14 protein-coding genes and 1 pseudogene are annotated in these 17,706 nt (G+C 41.8%); 9 read left to right on the top strand and 6 right to left on the bottom strand.

From position 1 onward, the window contains the following. Positions 1-244, top strand: a 244-nt coding sequence (locus ACFWE9_RS00700) for a hypothetical protein (RefSeq protein WP_377355320.1), incomplete at its 5' end; no start/stop codon positions are given. 152 nt (positions 245-396) lie between these two features. Beyond that, the gene (gene purU, locus ACFWE9_RS00695) at positions 397-1,299 is read left to right on the top strand and encodes a formyltetrahydrofolate deformylase (RefSeq protein ID WP_377355319.1); all 903 of its coding nucleotides are present in this window, start codon (positions 397-399) and stop codon (positions 1,297-1,299) included. Between the two features lie 52 nt (positions 1,300-1,351). Here the strand turns inward: purU and ACFWE9_RS00690 are convergent, their stop codons facing one another. The 3 genes from ACFWE9_RS00690 to ACFWE9_RS00680 all read right to left on the bottom strand — a co-directional run bounded on the left by ACFWE9_RS00690 (position 1,352) and on the right by ACFWE9_RS00680 (position 3,980). After that, positions 1,352-2,011, bottom strand: a complete 660-nt coding sequence (locus ACFWE9_RS00690) for an SIMPL domain-containing protein (RefSeq protein WP_230159127.1) — start codon at positions 2,009-2,011, stop codon at positions 1,352-1,354. 141 nt (positions 2,012-2,152) lie between these two features. Next, on the bottom strand, positions 2,153-2,347 hold the full coding sequence (locus ACFWE9_RS00685; protein WP_057914066.1) for a YwbE family protein: 195 nt from the start codon (positions 2,345-2,347) through the stop codon (positions 2,153-2,155). A gap of 112 nt (positions 2,348-2,459) precedes the next feature. After that, positions 2,460-3,980 carry an FAD-dependent oxidoreductase gene (locus ACFWE9_RS00680; protein ID WP_377355318.1) on the bottom strand — a complete coding sequence of 507 codons (1,521 nt, stop codon included), beginning with the start codon at positions 3,978-3,980 and terminating at the stop codon, positions 2,460-2,462. Positions 3,981-4,495: 515 nt separating this feature from the next. Here ACFWE9_RS00680 and ACFWE9_RS00675 point away from each other — a divergent pair. Further along, positions 4,496-5,307, top strand: a pseudogene (locus tag ACFWE9_RS00675) (IS1595 family transposase); the annotation flags it as partial. 81 nt (positions 5,308-5,388) lie between these two features. On the opposite strand, the gene ACFWE9_RS00670 reads toward ACFWE9_RS00675, so the two are convergent. Further along, positions 5,389-5,556, bottom strand: coding sequence for a hypothetical protein (locus ACFWE9_RS00670; RefSeq protein ID WP_230159129.1), 168 nt, complete (start codon positions 5,554-5,556; stop codon positions 5,389-5,391). Between the two features lie 786 nt (positions 5,557-6,342). On the opposite strand from ACFWE9_RS00670, the gene ACFWE9_RS00665 reads away from it, so the two are divergent. Next, the gene (locus ACFWE9_RS00665; protein WP_230159130.1) at positions 6,343-7,536 is read left to right on the top strand and encodes a ParM/StbA family protein; all 1,194 of its coding nucleotides are present in this window, start codon (positions 6,343-6,345) and stop codon (positions 7,534-7,536) included. An 8-nt stretch (positions 7,537-7,544) separates the two neighbouring features. Continuing rightward, positions 7,545-8,087: a hypothetical protein gene (locus ACFWE9_RS00660; RefSeq protein WP_230159131.1), complete on the top strand. Its 543-nt coding sequence runs from the start codon at positions 7,545-7,547 to the stop codon at positions 8,085-8,087. 99 nt (positions 8,088-8,186) lie between these two features. Here the strand turns inward: ACFWE9_RS00660 and ACFWE9_RS00655 are convergent, their stop codons facing one another. After that, on the bottom strand, positions 8,187-9,479 hold the full coding sequence (locus ACFWE9_RS00655; protein WP_377355317.1) for an NCS2 family permease: 1,293 nt from the start codon (positions 9,477-9,479) through the stop codon (positions 8,187-8,189). A 301-nt stretch (positions 9,480-9,780) separates the two neighbouring features. Here ACFWE9_RS00655 and ACFWE9_RS00650 point away from each other — a divergent pair, with 301 nt between their 5' ends. Genes ACFWE9_RS00650 through ACFWE9_RS00640 form a run of 3 tightly spaced genes read left to right on the top strand, consistent with a single transcriptional unit; the run spans position 9,781 to position 13,575 of the window. Continuing rightward, on the top strand, positions 9,781-11,430 hold the full coding sequence (locus ACFWE9_RS00650; RefSeq protein WP_377355316.1) for a DEAD/DEAH box helicase: 1,650 nt from the start codon (positions 9,781-9,783) through the stop codon (positions 11,428-11,430). A 15-nt stretch (positions 11,431-11,445) separates the two neighbouring features. After that, a complete protein-coding gene (locus ACFWE9_RS00645) occupies positions 11,446-12,354 on the top strand; it encodes a phosphotransferase (RefSeq protein ID WP_377355315.1) in 909 nt (302 codons plus the stop codon). 33 nt (positions 12,355-12,387) lie between these two features. Then, on the top strand, positions 12,388-13,575 hold the full coding sequence (locus ACFWE9_RS00640) for a class I SAM-dependent methyltransferase (protein ID WP_230159135.1): 1,188 nt from the start codon (positions 12,388-12,390) through the stop codon (positions 13,573-13,575). Positions 13,576-13,690: 115 nt separating this feature from the next. Here ACFWE9_RS00640 and ACFWE9_RS00635 read toward each other — a convergent pair whose 3' ends face one another. Next, positions 13,691-15,241, bottom strand: coding sequence for an ABC-F family ATP-binding cassette domain-containing protein (locus ACFWE9_RS00635; RefSeq protein ID WP_230159136.1), 1,551 nt, complete (start codon positions 15,239-15,241; stop codon positions 13,691-13,693). A 246-nt stretch (positions 15,242-15,487) separates the two neighbouring features. Between ACFWE9_RS00635 and ACFWE9_RS00630 the strand changes: the two genes are divergently transcribed. Continuing rightward, the gene (locus tag ACFWE9_RS00630) at positions 15,488-17,680 is read left to right on the top strand and encodes a DNA topoisomerase III (protein WP_377355314.1); all 2,193 of its coding nucleotides are present in this window, start codon (positions 15,488-15,490) and stop codon (positions 17,678-17,680) included. Positions 17,681-17,706: the final 26 nt, after the last annotated feature.

Below are 17,706 nucleotides of genomic sequence, written 5' to 3'. Positions count from 1 at the left end.
AAATAAAAAAGCATCTCTAAACAGAGACACATTGGCGAAAACGATTTTATTGTATACGGGTCCTTTTGATGTGCCTACTTGGATGCAAGTTTTGTTTTTATTTCCGACCGTAACATTTACATATATCACAATTAAAAACAAATCACGATTCTCATTTATTATTGTAAGTATTTGTTCTATCGTTATGTTTTTTTCTTTATTCATGCATTTTGTTTCGTATATTCAACTGAAGAATAAACTGTAAGCTACTGTTTTTATGCAAAAAATCCAAAAGCAATGTAATAGAGAGCGTCTAGTTATTACTAAGGTATTCAATCCCGTATTAATTGACTGACTTTAATTTTGCCTATGAATTGAAGTATAATGTAGCAAAATAGAAGAAGGGCAGTTGGGAAAATGGTGAGCAACTTTGTGCAAGAGCAGTTAGAGGAATTTCGTGAAAAAAATCAAGATAGAGGCCGTTTAATTATAAAATGTCCGGACCAACCAGGAATTGTTTCGACAGTTACGGCCTTTCTTAAAGAATATGATGCAAATATTGTCGAGTTGAGCCAGTATTCGTTGAACCCTGAGGGCGGCACCTTTTTTACCAGGATTGAATTCGATTGCCCAGGATTAAAGGATAGGGCAGCGGATATGGAAGTGGCCTTTCATGAAGTTTCGACAAAGTTTTCGATGGAGTGGACACTTAATCATGTGAGTGATTTGAAGAGGACGGCTATCTTCGTCTCCAAAGAACCGCACTGCTTACTGGAATTGCTCTGGGAGTGGCAAAGCGGGGATTTATTGGCCGATATTGCGCTAGTTATCAGTAATCATGAAGATACGAGGCAAATTGTCGAATCGATGGGGATCCCTTTTTATTATATTCCTGCAAATAAGGATATACGCAAGGAAGTGGAGACAAAGCAGCTTGGACTTTTGGAAGAATACAATGTGGACCTAATTGTATTAGCTAGGTATATGCAGATCCTGACGCCGGATTTCGTAGCCGCCCATCCAAATAAAATCATCAATATCCATCATTCATTTTTACCTGCATTCATTGGTGCACGGCCTTATGAAAGAGCATATGACCGCGGGGTCAAGCTGATAGGGGCGACTTCTCATTATGTGACGAATGATTTGGATGAAGGACCAATCATCGAGCAGGATATTGAACGTGTGGACCATCGTGATTCTGCAGAGGATATGAAGAAAATCGGTCGTTCCGCTGAACGCAGGGTGCTGGCACGTGCCGTTAAATGGCATTTGGAGGACCGGGTCCTCGTTCATGAAAATAAAACGGTAGTCTTTTAAAGTGAAAAACCCCCTTTGGTTTGCCAAGGGGGTTTTATATGGAATGAGTGCTTTAATACGTATATTCGACTCTTACTGAGGCAGTGATGTTCAATTCTCCGGGCTGAATCGGGGTAGTCGCCATTTTTGAAAAGGTACTTGTTTGGTAAAGCATTGGAGTAGCTGTTTCAGATACCTCTTCAACCTTAATAGGGACTGGGTTCAATGAGATTCCCAGTGTTCGAGCCATGGAGAGTGCTTTTTCGTATGCATTATTTAAAGCGAGCGAGAGTGCTTGGTTATAGTAAGATTCTGGATTGGATAAGGAAAAGCGGATGCTTGTTATTGAGTTGGCACCGCTTCTGACTGCCGTGTCGATTATGCTGCCGATTTTTTCGATGTCGGTCGTTTGGGCCTGGAGGATGTGCTGGACTTTGTAGTTCTTGAACAATTCCTTTCCGTCGATATAATCATATTGTGGATCGATTCTGTAATCACTCGTTTTCAATTGCTCTTCTGGAATGCCAGCGGATTTAAGTGATTCGATGACATTTGCAATTGCTTGAGAATTGGCCTGCTGGGCCTTTTGCGGGTCTTCATTCTCTGTTATGACTCCAAGGGTTATCGTCGCTTGATCCGGAGCGGCAGATAGCGTCTCTGAGCCGGAGACTTTCAATGTATTTTCATCATTTCGGTAATCATTCCGATCAGGGGCATTATATTCTTGATTCATTTTGACACCAGCCTTTTTAAAAGAGATAATCTCAACCCTATTGTACGAAGTATGAGCGGGAAACATGATTGAAATATCCGCCTCGTTAACGATTCCTTCGGAAAATCAAAAAAAATACACTCGGCCTTGGCCGAGTGCAGATTACTTATGAATGACTTGAACCCTGCCAACCTGGCCGTCCGTCAATCTTACTTTAATTCCGTGAGGGTGACTGCTGGAGTTGGTTAAAATATCCTTTACAGTGCCGCTCGTCAGTTTTCCGCTGCGTTGATCCGCTTTAAGTACAATGTCCACAGAGGTGCCTGGTGTAATATCTTTTCGATTTTTACCGTTCATATTCGATTCAATCCTTTTTAGAGTTATTTGCAACCATTCGTTCATGCAGTAACTTCAGTATAAGGAAAACAGCAGAACTAGTCGACTATTAGGGTACATCATAAATTGACCATTAGCGTATTTTTTTCAATGGTTCGACAGCAGGGCCATTTAAAACTTCACCAGTGATAGAGTAGCGGGAGGCATGGCATGGGCAGTCCCAAGTACGGTCGCCGCTATTCCATTCAACCTCGCATCCCATGTGTGTACATGTGGAATCGACTATATGCAGCTGGCCATCATGATCACGGTAACACCCAGCTTTGTCTCCATTCACCTTTACGATTGCCCCTTCATCGATACCTAAGTCTTCTGGCTTTTTATCAATGACGGCCACTTTGCCTTTGATCAGATGCTTCGCCACATCAGCATTATCTTGGATCATATTTTTCAAGCCTTTTAAACGGGCAGGATCATACAATTCCGCATACCGGTTATCTTTTTGCAAAATCCGGTCCGTCAAGATTTTGGCAGCAATCGATCCATTCGTCATTCCCCATTTCGCATAGCCGGTAGCTATCAGGACGTTTTGATGATTGGATGTCACTGGACCGACGAAGGGGATATTATCCGGTGTCACAATATCTTGTGCCGACCAGCGGTAGGGAATGTCCTTCACATCGAAATACTGGGAACTGAAATCCTTCAGGGCCTCATAATGCTCGATTGTCGAGATTCCCTGCCCTGTTTTATGGCCTTCTCCGCCAACCAGTATAAGTTTTTCCCCATTGTCCAATTCCGTATAGCGAAGGGAGCGGGTAGGGCTGTCGGCACTGTAATACATCCCCCCGGGATATTCCTGTTCAGTCCTAATTCCAAGTACATAGGACCTTTTTACATGAACACGGGCAAAGTATAAGCCCACTTCATCATTAAAAGGGAAGTGGGAGGCGACGATAACCTGATTGCTTTTGATGGTATGTCCAGTATCCGTCAGAACGGTTGGTGGATCGCCGTCTTCAATCTTCATTGCCGTTGTCCGTTCATAAATTGTGCCTCCACTTTCGAGAATTGTCGAAATGAGGGCAGTTAAATATTTTAATGGATGAAACTGGGCTTGATCTTTCATGATCACAGCAGCTTTACAAGGAATGGAGAATGGGATTTCTTCTGCATAATCGCCTCGAATCCCAAGTTTTTGATAGGCTTTCAGTTCTTTTTGAATTTTGCTTTTATATTCATCCGTATTTGCGTAAATATAGGCATCCTGTGCAGTCAGATTACATTCAATGGAATGTTCCTCTACCAAGTCTTTGATTAGCTTCATTCCATCTGCATTGGCTTCATAATAAAGTTTGGCCTTCTCTTCACCATGGTCAGTGATCAACTGGTCGTAAATCAGGCCATGCTGGGCCGTGATTTTTGCTGTAGTGTGTCCTGTCGTTCCAGTAAGGATTTCGCCTGCTTCAATCAGTGTGACTTTAACACCTTGTTTAGCTAGTAAATAGGCTGAAGTGATTCCAGTAATTCCACCACCTACTATTAAGACATCAGTGGTTATATCTGTATCTAGTTTGGAAAAAGAAGGGAAAGTTAACGCGCTGCGCCAATAGGGTTCCGGAAATCGGGGAAGGTCTGTATTTTTTTCAGTCATTTGAATACCTCCATACAGTTCAGTTAGTGAATCGTCCATTTATTACCATACCCAAATCCGCTATTTATACGCTAATTTTTGTAAGAAGAAAGATTAAAAAATACATTATTTGGTTTGTTTACAAAAACGTATACATGTAAACAAAAATAGATGGAATGTACACAATAATGTATACATGTAAACAAAAGCGTACACATGGCTATATATAAGGTGTATACATAATTGTTCCTATTGTAAACAATTTGAAAACAATTCGAAAAATATAACTACAACTAATGAAGGGTTGACTATCGTGGGAACTTCTTCAGCTTCCAGAGTCGTGGAGAGGAGGGCCGTTAAATATTTCAAAGGGGTGAAACTGTGCTTGGATCATGGAAGATTTACAAGGAAAGGAGAAAGGGATTTCTTCTGCATAATCCCCGCGAATGGCTAGTTTCGATAGGTTTTTAGTTCTTTTTGAATTTGGCTATGTTAAAGTTTTTTTAAATAAACCGTAATCAGTTGTGGTATCCTGGAAGTTTTATCACGGCTTTCATTGCCGACAATGTGGAAGTATGTCAGTTGTTCGCTATGGTAAGCGAAATGGTCGTCAACGTTAGAGGTGCAAAGATTCTCTTAAATTGAGCTGCCATTTGACAAACTCCCCTATGTATCGTTCGAAAAAGGCAGACAAATGGATTGGGTTTATTGAATGTATGCTGAAAGGGTTATCTGCTCTTGTGAAAGGAAGTGTCGGTACATTTGAAGGAATAGTAGAAGTAGATGAAACCTAATTCTTAGAAAGTCATAAAGGTCGAAAGGTTATTTCGAACCGTAAATCAAGAAAACGTGGTGGCTCAGCTACTAAAAGAGGTATCTCCAATGAACAAGTCTGTGTCTTGGCCGCAAGAGACCGAAACAAAACAGCCCTCTCGAAGCGTGTCGGTTCAGGTAGAATTCTAACAGAGCAAATGATACAACCCTTACAATGCATTTCCAAAGTGAAACTGTGCTTATTTCTGCTGCTCATCATTCTTATAAATCTTATTCGACTAAAAACGATGTTTAACACATTATCATAAATGGCAGTAAGAAAGAATACGTCACGAAAGGCATCTATCATCTTAATAATATAAATAATTACCATTCCGGACTAAAGAAATGGTTGAGTCGATTTAATGGAGTATCTACGAAATATTTGCAGCTATATTTAGTGCGGTTTCAGTTCCTTGACAATAGAAAAATGGAAAGTGATTTGAATAAGAAAAAGGTAATGCTTATCATAGCGAGTGTTCACGGAACTTGGGAAACCGCAGACACGTTAAGACTTAGAAACACCGCCTTCTAAGGCAGGTTATTTCAAATTGGAACATCAAAATGAGCTGTCAGTTTACTAAAGCAGCAAGTTAGTTGAACAAAATTTTCACATTTAGTCACCAACAATGGAGATTTTATCAATGAATTCTTGATACTCTTCTTTCTTATGCTGGGTTATAAACATCTTATACCTTTTCAAATCATCAATTAACCCCGTAATCGATGTTCCTATATATTCTTCATCCGCCAAGTAATAATCTCTTAGAGTTAAATATTTCATTGTGTAAAGTTTCCGTTATTGCATAAGAATCTATTATTTTGTCATCCTTGTCATAAAGCACAACATCTAGTCCCATATGTTTACACTCCTATTTTCTTATTTTTAATTGTATCTTCTTTTTCAACTAACCTGCCCCGTTAGTTGAAGGGGAGACCTTCACAATCTAATATTTATTTCAGTATTAATATCCAGGTGACCAATAGAAACCCTTTTAATTTCACATAGGATATAGTTATTTAGAAACTATCAACCTTTACCTGTAACATAGCTTTGAGTTTTACTTTTATATTCATCAATATTCGCGTGAATATAGGTATCTATTGCAGGTAAATTACATTCAATGGAATGTAATTTTAACGCACTGCGCCAATAGGGTTCCCGAATTTGGGAAGTTTCTGTATTTTTCTCAGTCTTTTGAATACCCCTATACAGTTATACAGTTCATTAGTGAATTGTCCATTTATCACCATGACCAAACTCACTATTTATACGCTTATTTTTGTAGGGGAAAGATCAATTAAAAATACAATATATGGTTTGTGTACAAACACGTATACGTGTAAACAAAAAAAGATACATCGTACACAATTATGTATACGTGTGTACAAATACGTATACATAGCTATATATAAGGTGTATACATATTTGTTCCTATTGTAAACAATTTGAAAACAATTCGACAAATATAGCTATTACTAATGAAGCATTGACTATCGTGGAAACTTTTCCTATCCTTAAAGGGAATGCTTCACTAAATTTTTTCTATAAAAAAGGGGATGTTTTTAGATGAGTTCTAGAATCGCAGCAGTAGACGTAGGAAATGATGCTATCAAAGCTATTTTTGGAAAACTAGAGTCTGAACTATATATACCAAATGTCATTGCAAAAGACATAGAGGACCGTCCGGTCATTGGGATTGAGGAACTTAATGAAAAAAACCCAATGGAAGGGATTCATATTAGGGTCCATTCACCGGCTCTGCAAGACAATAATGCGATTTATCGCGTTGGAAACTTGGCGACAAAAAGTGATAATCCTACAGAACTGGATTTAGGAAGCAGTAAATCGGAAGAAGATCAAACATTAGTCATGCTTTTTGCGGCTCTTGCATTAGACGCTGCCAAGTTGGGGGACAACGATACATTCAAAAAAGTGAATAACGTTGTGGAAGCCAACTATACGCTTGGAACAGGGTTGCCACTTCGGGAGGTTAAAGAAGGGAAAGACGTCGGGTACCGCTCGAAATTACTTGGTTCCGTCCATCAGGTGGAATTTTTAATTACTCCTAAATATCAAGGCATGAAGGTTAATATCAAGTTCGATGAAGTGAAAGTCTATCCAGAGGGCTTCGCTGCATACATAAATTTGGTCATGGATAAAGATTTGAATATCATTAACCGTGAATTAATAGATAGAAGAATACTTATTCAGGATATCGGTGGATTATCGACGGATATCGCGGTCATTAAAAATCGTAAAGTTGACGATGACAAGGCACAAGGATTCAATTTGGGAGTTGCTGAAGCACTTGAATCAATTCGTGAAGAAATCAGGAAGAAACATGGTGTCGAGTTGGATAGCAGGCGCGATGTCGTAGAAATCATCACGAAGAAAAATGATCGCAATCATATTATGGTTCGCGGAAGCCGGACAAGCGTCCATGATATCGTTGACCGTATTTTGGGAGAACTGGCCAAAAAGCAATATCGCCACCTGCGCAACGTATGGCAAAAAAATTCACAAACAGAAATCTGCTATTTTGTAGGCGGGGGATCGATTGTCCTGAAAGATTACTTGAAAACATTGAATCAAAATTTCGATGGCTACAATATAGACTTTTTCGAAGACGAGCGGGAAAGCGTTTGGATGATGGCAAACGCCTATTATAAATTGATTTCCGATTTTAATCGCCGGAATGCAAAGGAACAGAATCAATCCCAGCAAAAGAAGAAAGAACAAAGAACGGGTTCCATTAAATAGGTGAGAGAATGAAAAAAACAGCTTCTTCTGAAATTAAAAGAGGACAAGCCATCACTTTTCGTATTCCTTCGGATGTATCAGATTATACGTTAAGACAGCTGCAGAAATTGAAGGAAACGGAAAGAAGGAATTTTTCCAGTAAAATTGCTGAGTATGTTCTCGATGGAGTCGGGCAATCCACCCATCAGGATCGGGAAATGATTGCCCTGCCCATGCCGAACAAGCTAAGCAAATCTCAGCGTGATTGGCTCAAGCATTCCCACTCAGAAGCTATGCTTGGAACGATTATGTACAACCTTTTATCCGATCCTTTACGCGCAACGGCCTTACTTGCCTCCTTGAACAGTAATGGATCGAATGATGAATCATATATGAAGGCTGAGCCTGAAGAACAGGAAGCTGAGGAGGTCCGGGAGGACTTGCCTAAGAAAGATCTGGATGATTTTGATTGGAGTTTAGATGAACCCGTACAACAAGAGGAAGAATCGGAACCGGAAGAGGAAAATCTCGACGATCTCCTGGGTGATTTCCTTGATCAAATGAACCAGTGAATATGTAGAGGGATATCTGACGACAAGTTGGATATCCTTCTTTTTTTGGAAAGGAATTCATAAAAAAAGGAGGGGCCTCAGGGGTCCCTCTTAAAACGATCAGGCTAGGAAAATCAGTTGATAGAGGAATAGAATCGCAAACATGTACACGAACGGATGTACTTCGCGGAATTTTCCTCTAGCCATTTTTAAAATGGGATAAGCGATGAATCCAAGTGCTATCCCGTTGGCGATGCTTGATGTTAACGGCATGGCGACAATGACCAAAAAGGCTGGAAATGATTCATCAAAGTGTGTCCAGTCAATTTCGTTTATGCTTTTGATCATCATACTTCCCACGATGATCAAGCTTGGTGCCGTGATTGCAGCTACATTTGAGACTGCACCTATCAGCGGGCTGAAGAAGGCGGTTATTAAGAAAAGGAGGGCCACTACAAGTGCGGTTAAACCTGTCTTACCGCCTGCCCCTACTCCAGCTGAAGATTCAACCGAGGCCGCGGTCGGGCTTGTACCGAACATGGCGCCAACGGTAGTGCCGATGGAATCTGCAAAAAAGGCACTGCCGGATTTTTCTAGCTTATTTTCCTTCAACAATCCTGCTTGACGTACGATCCCCAATAAAGCTCCCGTAGTATCAAACAGCATGACAAGCAGAATGGAGAAGACGACGCCATAAAGCCCGTAGTTAATGACATCCGCAATAGATGTGATGGGATTGGCGACAATTATTCCTTCAGGTAATGAAGGTGTGGAAACAAGTCCATCTATTTTCAATTGACCTGTAAAGAAAGCGATTATGGCCGTCACAATCATTCCGATGAATATCGCTCCCTGCACATTGCGAACGATCAGCACGATCGTTATGACCAAACCAACCAATGTAAGCGCCACACTAGCGTCCCTGAAGCTTCCAAGGGTAACCAGGTTGGATTCATGCTGTGTTACGACACCTGACAAGCGAAGTCCGATAAAGGTGATGAAAAGCCCGATTCCGGCACTGATTGCATGCTTCAAGTTATTTGGGATGGCCTCGATCAATTTTGAGCGGAAAGAGGTTAGGGATAAAAGGATAAAGATGATACCGGTAACAAAGACTGCAGAGAAGGCAACTGTGTATGTAATATCATGGGTTCCCAGTACCGAGTAGGCAAAATAAGCATTCAATCCCATAGCAGGCGCTATGATAATCGGGTAATTGGCTAAAAGGGCCATGCATAGGGTACCGACTATTATTGCAATTATGGTTGCTGTGAATGCCTGGTCGAAAGGAACACCGGCATCAGAAAGAATCATGGGGTTTACAACGATGATATAAGCTAGTGTTAAAAAGGTTGTAAGCCCCGCAAGTACTTCCGTCTTGATATTTGAATTCCGTTCTTTTAATTTAAACATGAGGTCACTCCTTTTTTATATACAAAAAATCCTTGTATAATTCTACAAGGAGGAGACGCTTACCCTTTATTTTCAAGTAAGTAGCTCGATTGGATAATCTTATAAATTATATTAGAAAAACAACTAAAGTACAATAGGATGAAAAATTTTAAGTGACACGTTTTCTCGAAAATAGATAATGATATACTAACAAATAGCTTAGAATAAGATAAATGACCTTAAGTTGAAGGGAACTGCATGCCATTTCCCCTTAAGATTTACTAGTTAATTAAATGAAGAAATTCAGAAAGTAGGACAATTCATGACAAATTTCATCGACCTTGGCGTCAGCCCGGCGATTAACATGATATTAAAGCAAATAGGAATATCCAATCCAACCCCTATACAGGAGAAAGCGATACCAGATATCCTTGATGGAAGAGATGTCATCGCGAAGGCGCAGACGGGGACGGGGAAGACCTTGGCATTTTTGTTGCCAATCCTGGAAAAAGTTGATCCGGCTGCATCCCACATACAATCACTAATCGTTACGCCAACTAGAGAATTGGCTTTGCAAATCACTGCGGAATTGAAAAAATTCGCTAATGAAATCGAAGAGTTGCAGGTTCTTGCTGTTTATGGCGGACAGGATGTCGAGCAGCAAATGAAGAAACTGACAAGGAATATTTCTGTAGTGGTTGCCACTCCTGGCAGGCTATTGGATCATTTACGTCGAGGCACCATTGATCTATCCCAAACTCAAACACTCGTGCTGGATGAAGCTGATCAAATGCTTCATATTGGATTTTTGCCAGAAGTGGAAGAAATCATGGGACAACTTCCAGATGAACGCCAAACGTTGCTCTTTTCCGCCACGATGCCTGAACAAGTTCATCAACTGGCTAAACGTTACATGAATAAACCATTAACTGCCGCTGTAAAAGCTGAGCAAGTGACGGTCGAACAAATCAGGCAACTTGTCATCGAGACGACCGATCGTGCCAAACAGTCTTCATTAATTACCATAATCAAAGAAGAACAGCCATACTTGGCGATTATATTTTGCCGCACAAAACGTCGCGTTTCAGTTTTGAATGATGCTCTAAAAGCAGAAGGCTTCAATTCCGAAGAACTTCATGGGGACCTATCACAGGCAAAGCGGGAGCGTGTCATGAAAAACTTCAGGGATGCAAAGCTTCAATACTTAGTGGCAACGGACGTTGCGGCACGAGGGCTTGATGTAGAAGGCGTGACCCATGTATTTAATTATGATGTTCCTGAAGATGCGGAAAGTTACATCCATCGAATTGGCCGTACAGGGCGAGCGGGTGAGAATGGCTTGGCTGTAACCTTTATTGCAACGAAGGATCTTCAGCTTTTAGGCGATATAGAAAAAGGGATTTCCATGAAGATCGAAAGAAGGAAGATTGAAGGAGTCACAATGTTCCAACCTGATGAGGTGGGACATAAAAAGAAACGATATGAAGATACTTCTGAAGAGAGTGCCCGTCGACCACGTACAGGAGGGGGAAGACGCCATCGGGAACGGATAGATACGAGAGGACCGAATCGTGGCAGTCACCGCTCTGTAAACCAAACTGACAATCGTGAAATCGAGAGGGAAAAACCACGAGGAGGCCGCTCAGAAGACAGCCGTGGACCCAAACGTGAGGATTCACGGGGAAGCCGTTCGGAAGACAGCCGCGGACCAAGACGAGAGAATCCGCGGGGAGGCCGCTCGGAAGACAGCCGTGGACCAATGCGAGAGAATCCACGGGGAGGCCGCTTGGAAGACAGCCGCGGACCAAGGCGAGAGAACCCGCGGGGAGGCCGCTCAGAAGACAGCCGTGGACCAATGCGTGACAATCCACGAGGAGGTCAAAGAGGCAGCCGTAGATCAACTAGTACACAGGGGCCGAGTAATCGCAGGGGTGGATCTGGCAGCAGTCCCAATAGGGGGAGAAACCGGTAAAAGGAGGAGACGGGTGTGGAAAAGCCTTGGTTGGCAGAATATCCAGTTTCCTTAGATCTGGCAGGGAAATTGATCAGGCTACAGTTTCCAGAAATTGAGTTGAAAGAGATCAAGCAACTTGGGGAGGGTTTCGATAATACGGTGATACAAATCAATGGGGAATTTGTATTCCGTTTCCCTCGACGCCCTATAGCAGTTACGTTGATTCAGGTGGAGAATCAGCTTTTGCCTTCAATTGCAGGCACATTGCCGCTTGATATCCCTGAGCCGATCTTTTTTGGGAAACCAAGTACCATCTATCCATATCCATTTACAGGTTATAAAATCGTAAAGGGACATTTACCTGTAGAGGGATCTGTTGCAAATAAGATAGAATCGGCAAAAAGATTTGCCCATTTTTTGAAAGTCCTTCACAGTTTTCCTGTAGAAAAGGCCAGGAATTTAGGTGTGCAGCCTGATGGATTGAGAAGGCTCGATGTATCCTTTCGCCAGAAATCACTAATGGAAAATGTCTCAACGCTATTAAAGCTAGGATACAATGACCAGGCTTATGCGGTTAAAGATTTTGTTGAAAGGCTAGGCGATGTGGATGTTCAACATCCAATTACACTCGTTCACGGAGACATTCATATACGGAATGTTTTACTGAATGACGAGGGTATTCTCACAGGTATCATTGATTGGGGAGATGTCCATATCGGAAACCCAGCCATTGATTTCTCTTTTTTATACAGTTATTTTCCAAAGGAGGCTCGCCAATCCTTTTTTGAGATCTATGGTGAAATCGAACAGGAAACAGAGTGCTTAGCAAGGTTCAGAGCAATATATATGCTGGTTACATTACTCGTTTATGGCATTGACCGCCATGATGAAGAGCTGATTGCTATTTCGAGTATCGGTTTGAAATTTGCTATAGAAGAATAATTGTTATGCTCTTTTGATGTTAAGGAGGTTAATATGAAGGCGAGTTTTTATCATACAATCACATTAATGGGGAACAAGTTAGATCAAGCTAATATTCCTTACCAATATACAGGTAGATCTGCTCTGTTCGTACAAGGAGTGGATATTGACGAGTATAAGAACATTGACCTGGATGTACAATGGGATGTCTTTAATGAAGCTATGGATCTTTTTTCTGCATACTCCCCAACAAAGCTTGAAAAAAGTCCGGAGACTTCTTCCTTTCTAATGGATGTTGAGGGGGTTTCTGTCACTGTTCGCTGCAGGTTCAACACGACCATTAAAACCGACCCATATCGTTTGTCCATAAAAATGGGGGATATGGAGGTTTGGTGCACGTCATTGTACAGTTATTTATATGACGAAGAAATGAAAAGGTACAGTGACGAGATTCATGCTTATTTATCTGCCGGGCAGCAGGGATTCACGGAGGAAAATGAACAGGCGTGGAACCAGAATAATTATCTGGCGCTTGTCAATCGTTATGGTGATCCCGTAGAATTGGCATCCAAAATAAAGCAAAATCCAAAATGGAGATTGTACCCATTTTATAAATATATGGGAGATGTAACCGGTAAAAAAATTACCCATCTAATGGGGTCGAATGGTGTTAAAGCAGTTGCCCTGTCCATATTGGGAGCCAAAGTGAAAGTTGTCGATTTTTCGCAGGAAAACGCGACATTTGCAAATGAGCTTGCCAATGGGGCCAATGTCTCCATCGAGTATATCGTTTCGGATGTTCTCTCTTTATCATCCGAGCACGAATCAGAAAATCAGGAACTGGTTTTAATGGAGCTTGGTGTGCTTCACTACTTAATTGATCTGGAGCCGCTTTTTGAAAAAATTAAAAGGATGTTGACCCCTGGAGGCCGATTCATCCTGCATGAATTTCACCCCATTTCAACAAAACTCATTACCTCTAATGGTAAAAAGCATAAGATTACGGGCAACTATTTTGCTCCGGCAATCGAAAACAATGTGGTCGCTTTTTCCAAACATATGCCTGATGAAGAAAAAGGGAGCCTTTCAAAAGTTGTACAGCGTAAATGGACAATCGGGGAACTTATAACGGCAATTGGTCAATCAGGGCTTGTCATTAAAGTACTCGAGGAAGAACCGAATCATAAGATCCATGATATTGGTCTTCCGAAAACATATACATTGGTGGCGGAACGGGTATGATCTGTAAGGTGAATAGTTAAGGGACAAGGCTGACTGAATGAGCTTTTTCAGTCAGCTTTTTATTTATTTCATAAGAAAGGGGATGCCGCTTTTCTGCGACATCCCCTTAAAAAAATTAATTTTGGGCCGACCATTCTTCTACATCCCATACTTTTGTAACCCAGTCTTCATAAAAATCAGGCTCATGGCATACAAGGACAATCGATCCTTTATACTCTTTCAATGCACGTTTCAGTTCTTCTTTTGCAACAACATCCAAATGATTCGTCGGCTCATCAAACAATAGCCAATTGCTTTCGGTAAGCATAAGCTTACATAAGCGCACCTTGGATTGTTCACCACCGCTTAAATGGCTCATTGGACGTGTAATATGTTCATTTTTCAATCCGACACGAGCAAGAATAGCACGTACCTGCGGTTGGTCGAGATGCGGGAAAGCATTCCAGACTTCGTCGATCGGTGTCGTATTGCCTGCTTTCACTTCCTGTTCAAAATAAGAAGGAAAAAGGAAATCACCAAGTGATCTTTTACCGCCAAGAGGATCAATTTTACCTAAAATCGTTTTTAACAGCGTTGATTTCCCAACTCCGTTACAGCCGACCACGGCAATTTTTTCTCCTCGTTCGATGGTCATCGTCAACTTCGGAAGCAGCGGGCGGTCATAGCCGATTTCCATATCCTCGCCTTCAAATACATAACGGCTGCTCGCACGAGATTCCTTGAAGTCAAAGGTCGGTTTCATCGCAGTTTCAGGACGATCGATACGTTCCATACGATTCAATTGCTTTTGACGGCTCTTTGCTCGACCGGTCGTTGAGTAGCGGGCTTTATTTTTTGCAATGAAATCTTCCTGCTTTTTAATGAAATCACGTTGTTTTTCATAAGCATTGATATGTTGGTTCTTATTCAATTCAGCAAGCTCAAGGAATTTTTCATAAGTCGCCGTGTAACGGGTCAATTTAGAAAATTCTAGGTGGAAAATGACGTCGACAACGCCGTTCATGAACTCGGTATCATGCGAAATCAATAGAAATGCATGAGGGTATTCCTTTAAGTAGCTGCTCAGCCAGCGGATATGCTCCACATCCAGGTAGTTGGTCGGTTCATCAAGCAGCAGGACTTCTGGTTGTTCTAATAGTAACTTCGCTAGTAAAACCTTTGTCCGTTGTCCACCACTTAGCGCAGAGACATCACGGTCCAATCCAATTGCATCCAGTCCTAACCCGCGTGCCGCCTCTTCAATTTTAATATCCAGATTGTAGAAACCGCCTGCTTCAAGCTTGTCCTGAATTTCACCCATTTGTTCCAGGAGTTCTTCAAGTTCTTCTGGAGTGGCCGTCCCCATTTTCTCGGTTACTTCATTCAGTGCTTTTTCTTGCTCGAACAAAGGTAAGTAGGCATCCCTTAAGACGTCGCGAATCGATTTACCCTTTGAAAGTATCGTATGTTGATCAAGATAGCCATATTCGATACCAGGTGTCCATTCCACCCGGCCTTCATCATGGATAAGCTGTCCAGTAATGATATTCATCATCGTTGATTTTCCTACACCATTTGCCCCGACCAAACCTACATGCTCGCCGGCCATCAGGCGGAAGGAAACGTCCTTGAATAAGGTACGGTCGCCAAAGCTGTGTGCTAATTTATCTATAGAAAGTAAGCTCATTTATATTGAACCTCCCAATTAATTTGAAAAAATCCCTACGTTTCATCATACTAAAATCTGAACGGGATTGCTATCTAATCTATTAATTTACATATATGACCTTGGGCACATTCCCACCCATTAGGTAAATTTTGAGTAGGAAAGATGATTTTTTCATGATGAATAATGGGGAGCTGTGCTTTATCGCCCTGTCCTAAATTATATGCGATAATAGAGGAATCAGTTTAAAAGGGAAAGGATGTTACTATGAGTAAAACAGTCGTACTGGCCGAGAAGCCATCGGTCGGAAGAGATATAGCAAAAGTGTTGAATTGCGGGAGAAAGGGCAATGGTTTCTTTGAAGGCGATCAGTATATCGTCACTTGGGCTTTAGGTCATTTGGTGACCCATGCCGATCCGGAAACGTATGATGAAAAATATAAAACCTGGCGTTTAGAGGACCTGCCTATGTTGCCGCCGTCTTTGAAATTAGTCGTGATCAAGCAATCAGGCAAACAATTTCAATCGGTTAAAACACAATTGAACCGCAAGGATGTCAAGGATGTCATCATTGCCACAGATGCAGGCCGAGAAGGGGAACTTGTTGCACGCTGGATACTTGAAAAAGCGAATGTGAAGAAGCCAATCAAGCGGCTTTGGATTTCCTCTGTAACGGATAAAGCAATCAAAGATGGATTTAAAAAGCTGAAGGATGGCAAGGAGTATGAAAATCTATTTGCCTCTGCTGTAGCACGGGCCGAAGCGGACTGGATCGTTGGAATGAACGCGACACGTGCCCTTACAACCAAGCACAATGCGCAGTTATCGTGCGGCCGGGTCCAAACGCCGACACTTGCGATGATTGCCAAAAAAGAAGAAGAAATAAAACAATTCCAGCCAAAGAAATACTATGGCGTATCGGCAACGGCAGAATCCAATTTGCGCCTAATCTGGCAAGATGCCCAATCAAAAGATATCCGTACATTTGATAAAACCAAGGCAGAGAAGGTTCTTGCGGCAGTGAAGGGGAAAAAGGCAGAAGTGGTGGAAGTGAACAAAGCCGATAAGAAAAGTTTTGCTCCTTCTTTATATGATTTAACGGAACTTCAACGGGACGCCAATAAGAAATTCGGCTATTCGGCGAAAGAGACGTTATCAATCATGCAGCGCTTGTATGAAAGCCATAAAGTCTTGACTTACCCAAGGACGGATTCACGCTTTTTATCAACGGATTTGGTTGATACGCTAAAAGAAAGATTACAGGCTGTCAGCATAAAACCATATGCCCAGTATGCTTCGAGAATCCTGCGCAGCCCGATTAAGGCCAATAAATCGTTCGTGGATGATAGCAAGGTTTCGGATCACCATGCAATCATCCCGACTGAGCAAACGCCGCTGCCGGGAAAACTGAGCGACAAAGAATCTAAAATCTATGATTTGGTCGTTAAAAGGTTCCTTGCCGTATTGATGCCACCCTTCGAATATGAGCAAACGACCATCACCGCCAAAATAGGGCAGGAGACGTTCATGGCAAAAGGAAAGGTCGTCCTGAAATCCGGCTGGAAGGAAGTCTATGATCACCAGTTTGATGAGGAGGAAGCTAAAGATGGCCTTGCAGAGCAGCTGCTTCCGACCGTTCAAAAGGGTGACAGTTTAACCATTTCGGCTGTGAAACAAACCGATGGTGAAACAAAGCCGCCAGAACCCTTCAATGAAGGATCACTCCTATCCGCGATGGAAAACCCTGCTCGTTTCATGGCAGGGGAAAGCAAAGAACTCATCAAGACCCTTGGTGAGACTGGCGGGATCGGAACAGTGGCAACGCGTGCTGACGTTATTGAAAAACTGTTCAATAGCTTCCTGATTGAAAAGAGAGGGAAGGGCCTTCATGTAACTTCAAAAGGAAAGCAACTCCTCGAGTTGGCACCTGAAGACCTACGATCACCAGCTTTGACAGCTCAATGGGAGCAAAAGTTAACAGCCATTGCAAAAGGAAAGCTACCAAAACAGGCTTTCATCGGCGATATGCGTACCTATGCGAAAAACATCGTTCATGAAATCAAAAATAGTGACCGGAAATTCAAGCATGATAACGTGTCAGGAACAAAATGCCCGGATTGCGGCAAGCTGATGCTTGAAGTGAATAGTAAAAGAGGAAAAATGCTTGTCTGTCAGGATCGTGAATGTGGCCACAAAAAAGGTGTTTCACGTGTAACAAATGCAAGATGTCCACAATGTCACAAAAAGATGGAAATGCGCGGTCAAGGAGAAGCGCAGACATTCACATGTAAATGCGGTTTTCATGAAAAACTTTCTTCTTATAATAAACGAAGAGGACAAAATAAAAATCAAAAAGTATCAAAAAATGAAGTCTCCAATTATATGAAAAAGCAAAATAAAGAAGAGCCGATCAATACTGCCTTGGCGGATGCGTTGGCCAAACTTAAATTCGATAAATAAGAGAAAGAGCCCTTCACGTTTAGCAT

Origin of the sequence: Peribacillus sp. NPDC060253 (assembly GCF_042727425.1) — a bacterium.
In the GTDB taxonomy this organism is placed as follows: domain Bacteria; phylum Bacillota; class Bacilli; order Bacillales; family DSM-1321; genus Peribacillus.
The sequence above is the reverse complement of the archived record's forward strand: the minus strand, read 5'-3'. Positions and strand labels throughout refer to the sequence as shown.

What these genes read in the sequence shown, in the direction of transcription:
- ACFWE9_RS00690 (WP_230159127.1), bottom strand. Translation starts at nt 2,011, where the DNA reads ATGAATCAAGAATATAATGCCCCTGATCGGAATGATTACCGAAATGAT.
- ACFWE9_RS00635 (WP_230159136.1), bottom strand. Translation starts at nt 15,241, where the DNA reads ATGAGCTTACTTTCTATAGATAAATTAGCACACAGCTTTGGCGACCGT.
- ACFWE9_RS00655 (WP_377355317.1), bottom strand. Translation starts at nt 9,479, where the DNA reads ATGTTTAAATTAAAAGAACGGAATTCAAATATCAAGACGGAAGTACTT.
- ACFWE9_RS00630 (WP_377355314.1), top strand. Translation starts at nt 15,488, where the DNA reads ATGAGTAAAACAGTCGTACTGGCCGAGAAGCCATCGGTCGGAAGAGAT.
- ACFWE9_RS00660 (WP_230159131.1), top strand. Translation starts at nt 7,545, where the DNA reads ATGAAAAAAACAGCTTCTTCTGAAATTAAAAGAGGACAAGCCATCACT.
- ACFWE9_RS00650 (WP_377355316.1), top strand. Translation starts at nt 9,781, where the DNA reads ATGACAAATTTCATCGACCTTGGCGTCAGCCCGGCGATTAACATGATA.
- ACFWE9_RS00680 (WP_377355318.1), bottom strand. Translation starts at nt 3,980, where the DNA reads ATGACTGAAAAAAATACAGACCTTCCCCGATTTCCGGAACCCTATTGG.
- purU (WP_377355319.1), top strand. Translation starts at nt 397, where the DNA reads ATGGTGAGCAACTTTGTGCAAGAGCAGTTAGAGGAATTTCGTGAAAAA.
- ACFWE9_RS00665 (WP_230159130.1), top strand. Translation starts at nt 6,343, where the DNA reads ATGAGTTCTAGAATCGCAGCAGTAGACGTAGGAAATGATGCTATCAAA.
- ACFWE9_RS00670 (WP_230159129.1), bottom strand. Translation starts at nt 5,556, where the DNA reads ATGAAATATTTAACTCTAAGAGATTATTACTTGGCGGATGAAGAATAT.
- ACFWE9_RS00685 (WP_057914066.1), bottom strand. Translation starts at nt 2,347, where the DNA reads ATGAACGGTAAAAATCGAAAAGATATTACACCAGGCACCTCTGTGGAC.
- ACFWE9_RS00640 (WP_230159135.1), top strand. Translation starts at nt 12,388, where the DNA reads ATGAAGGCGAGTTTTTATCATACAATCACATTAATGGGGAACAAGTTA.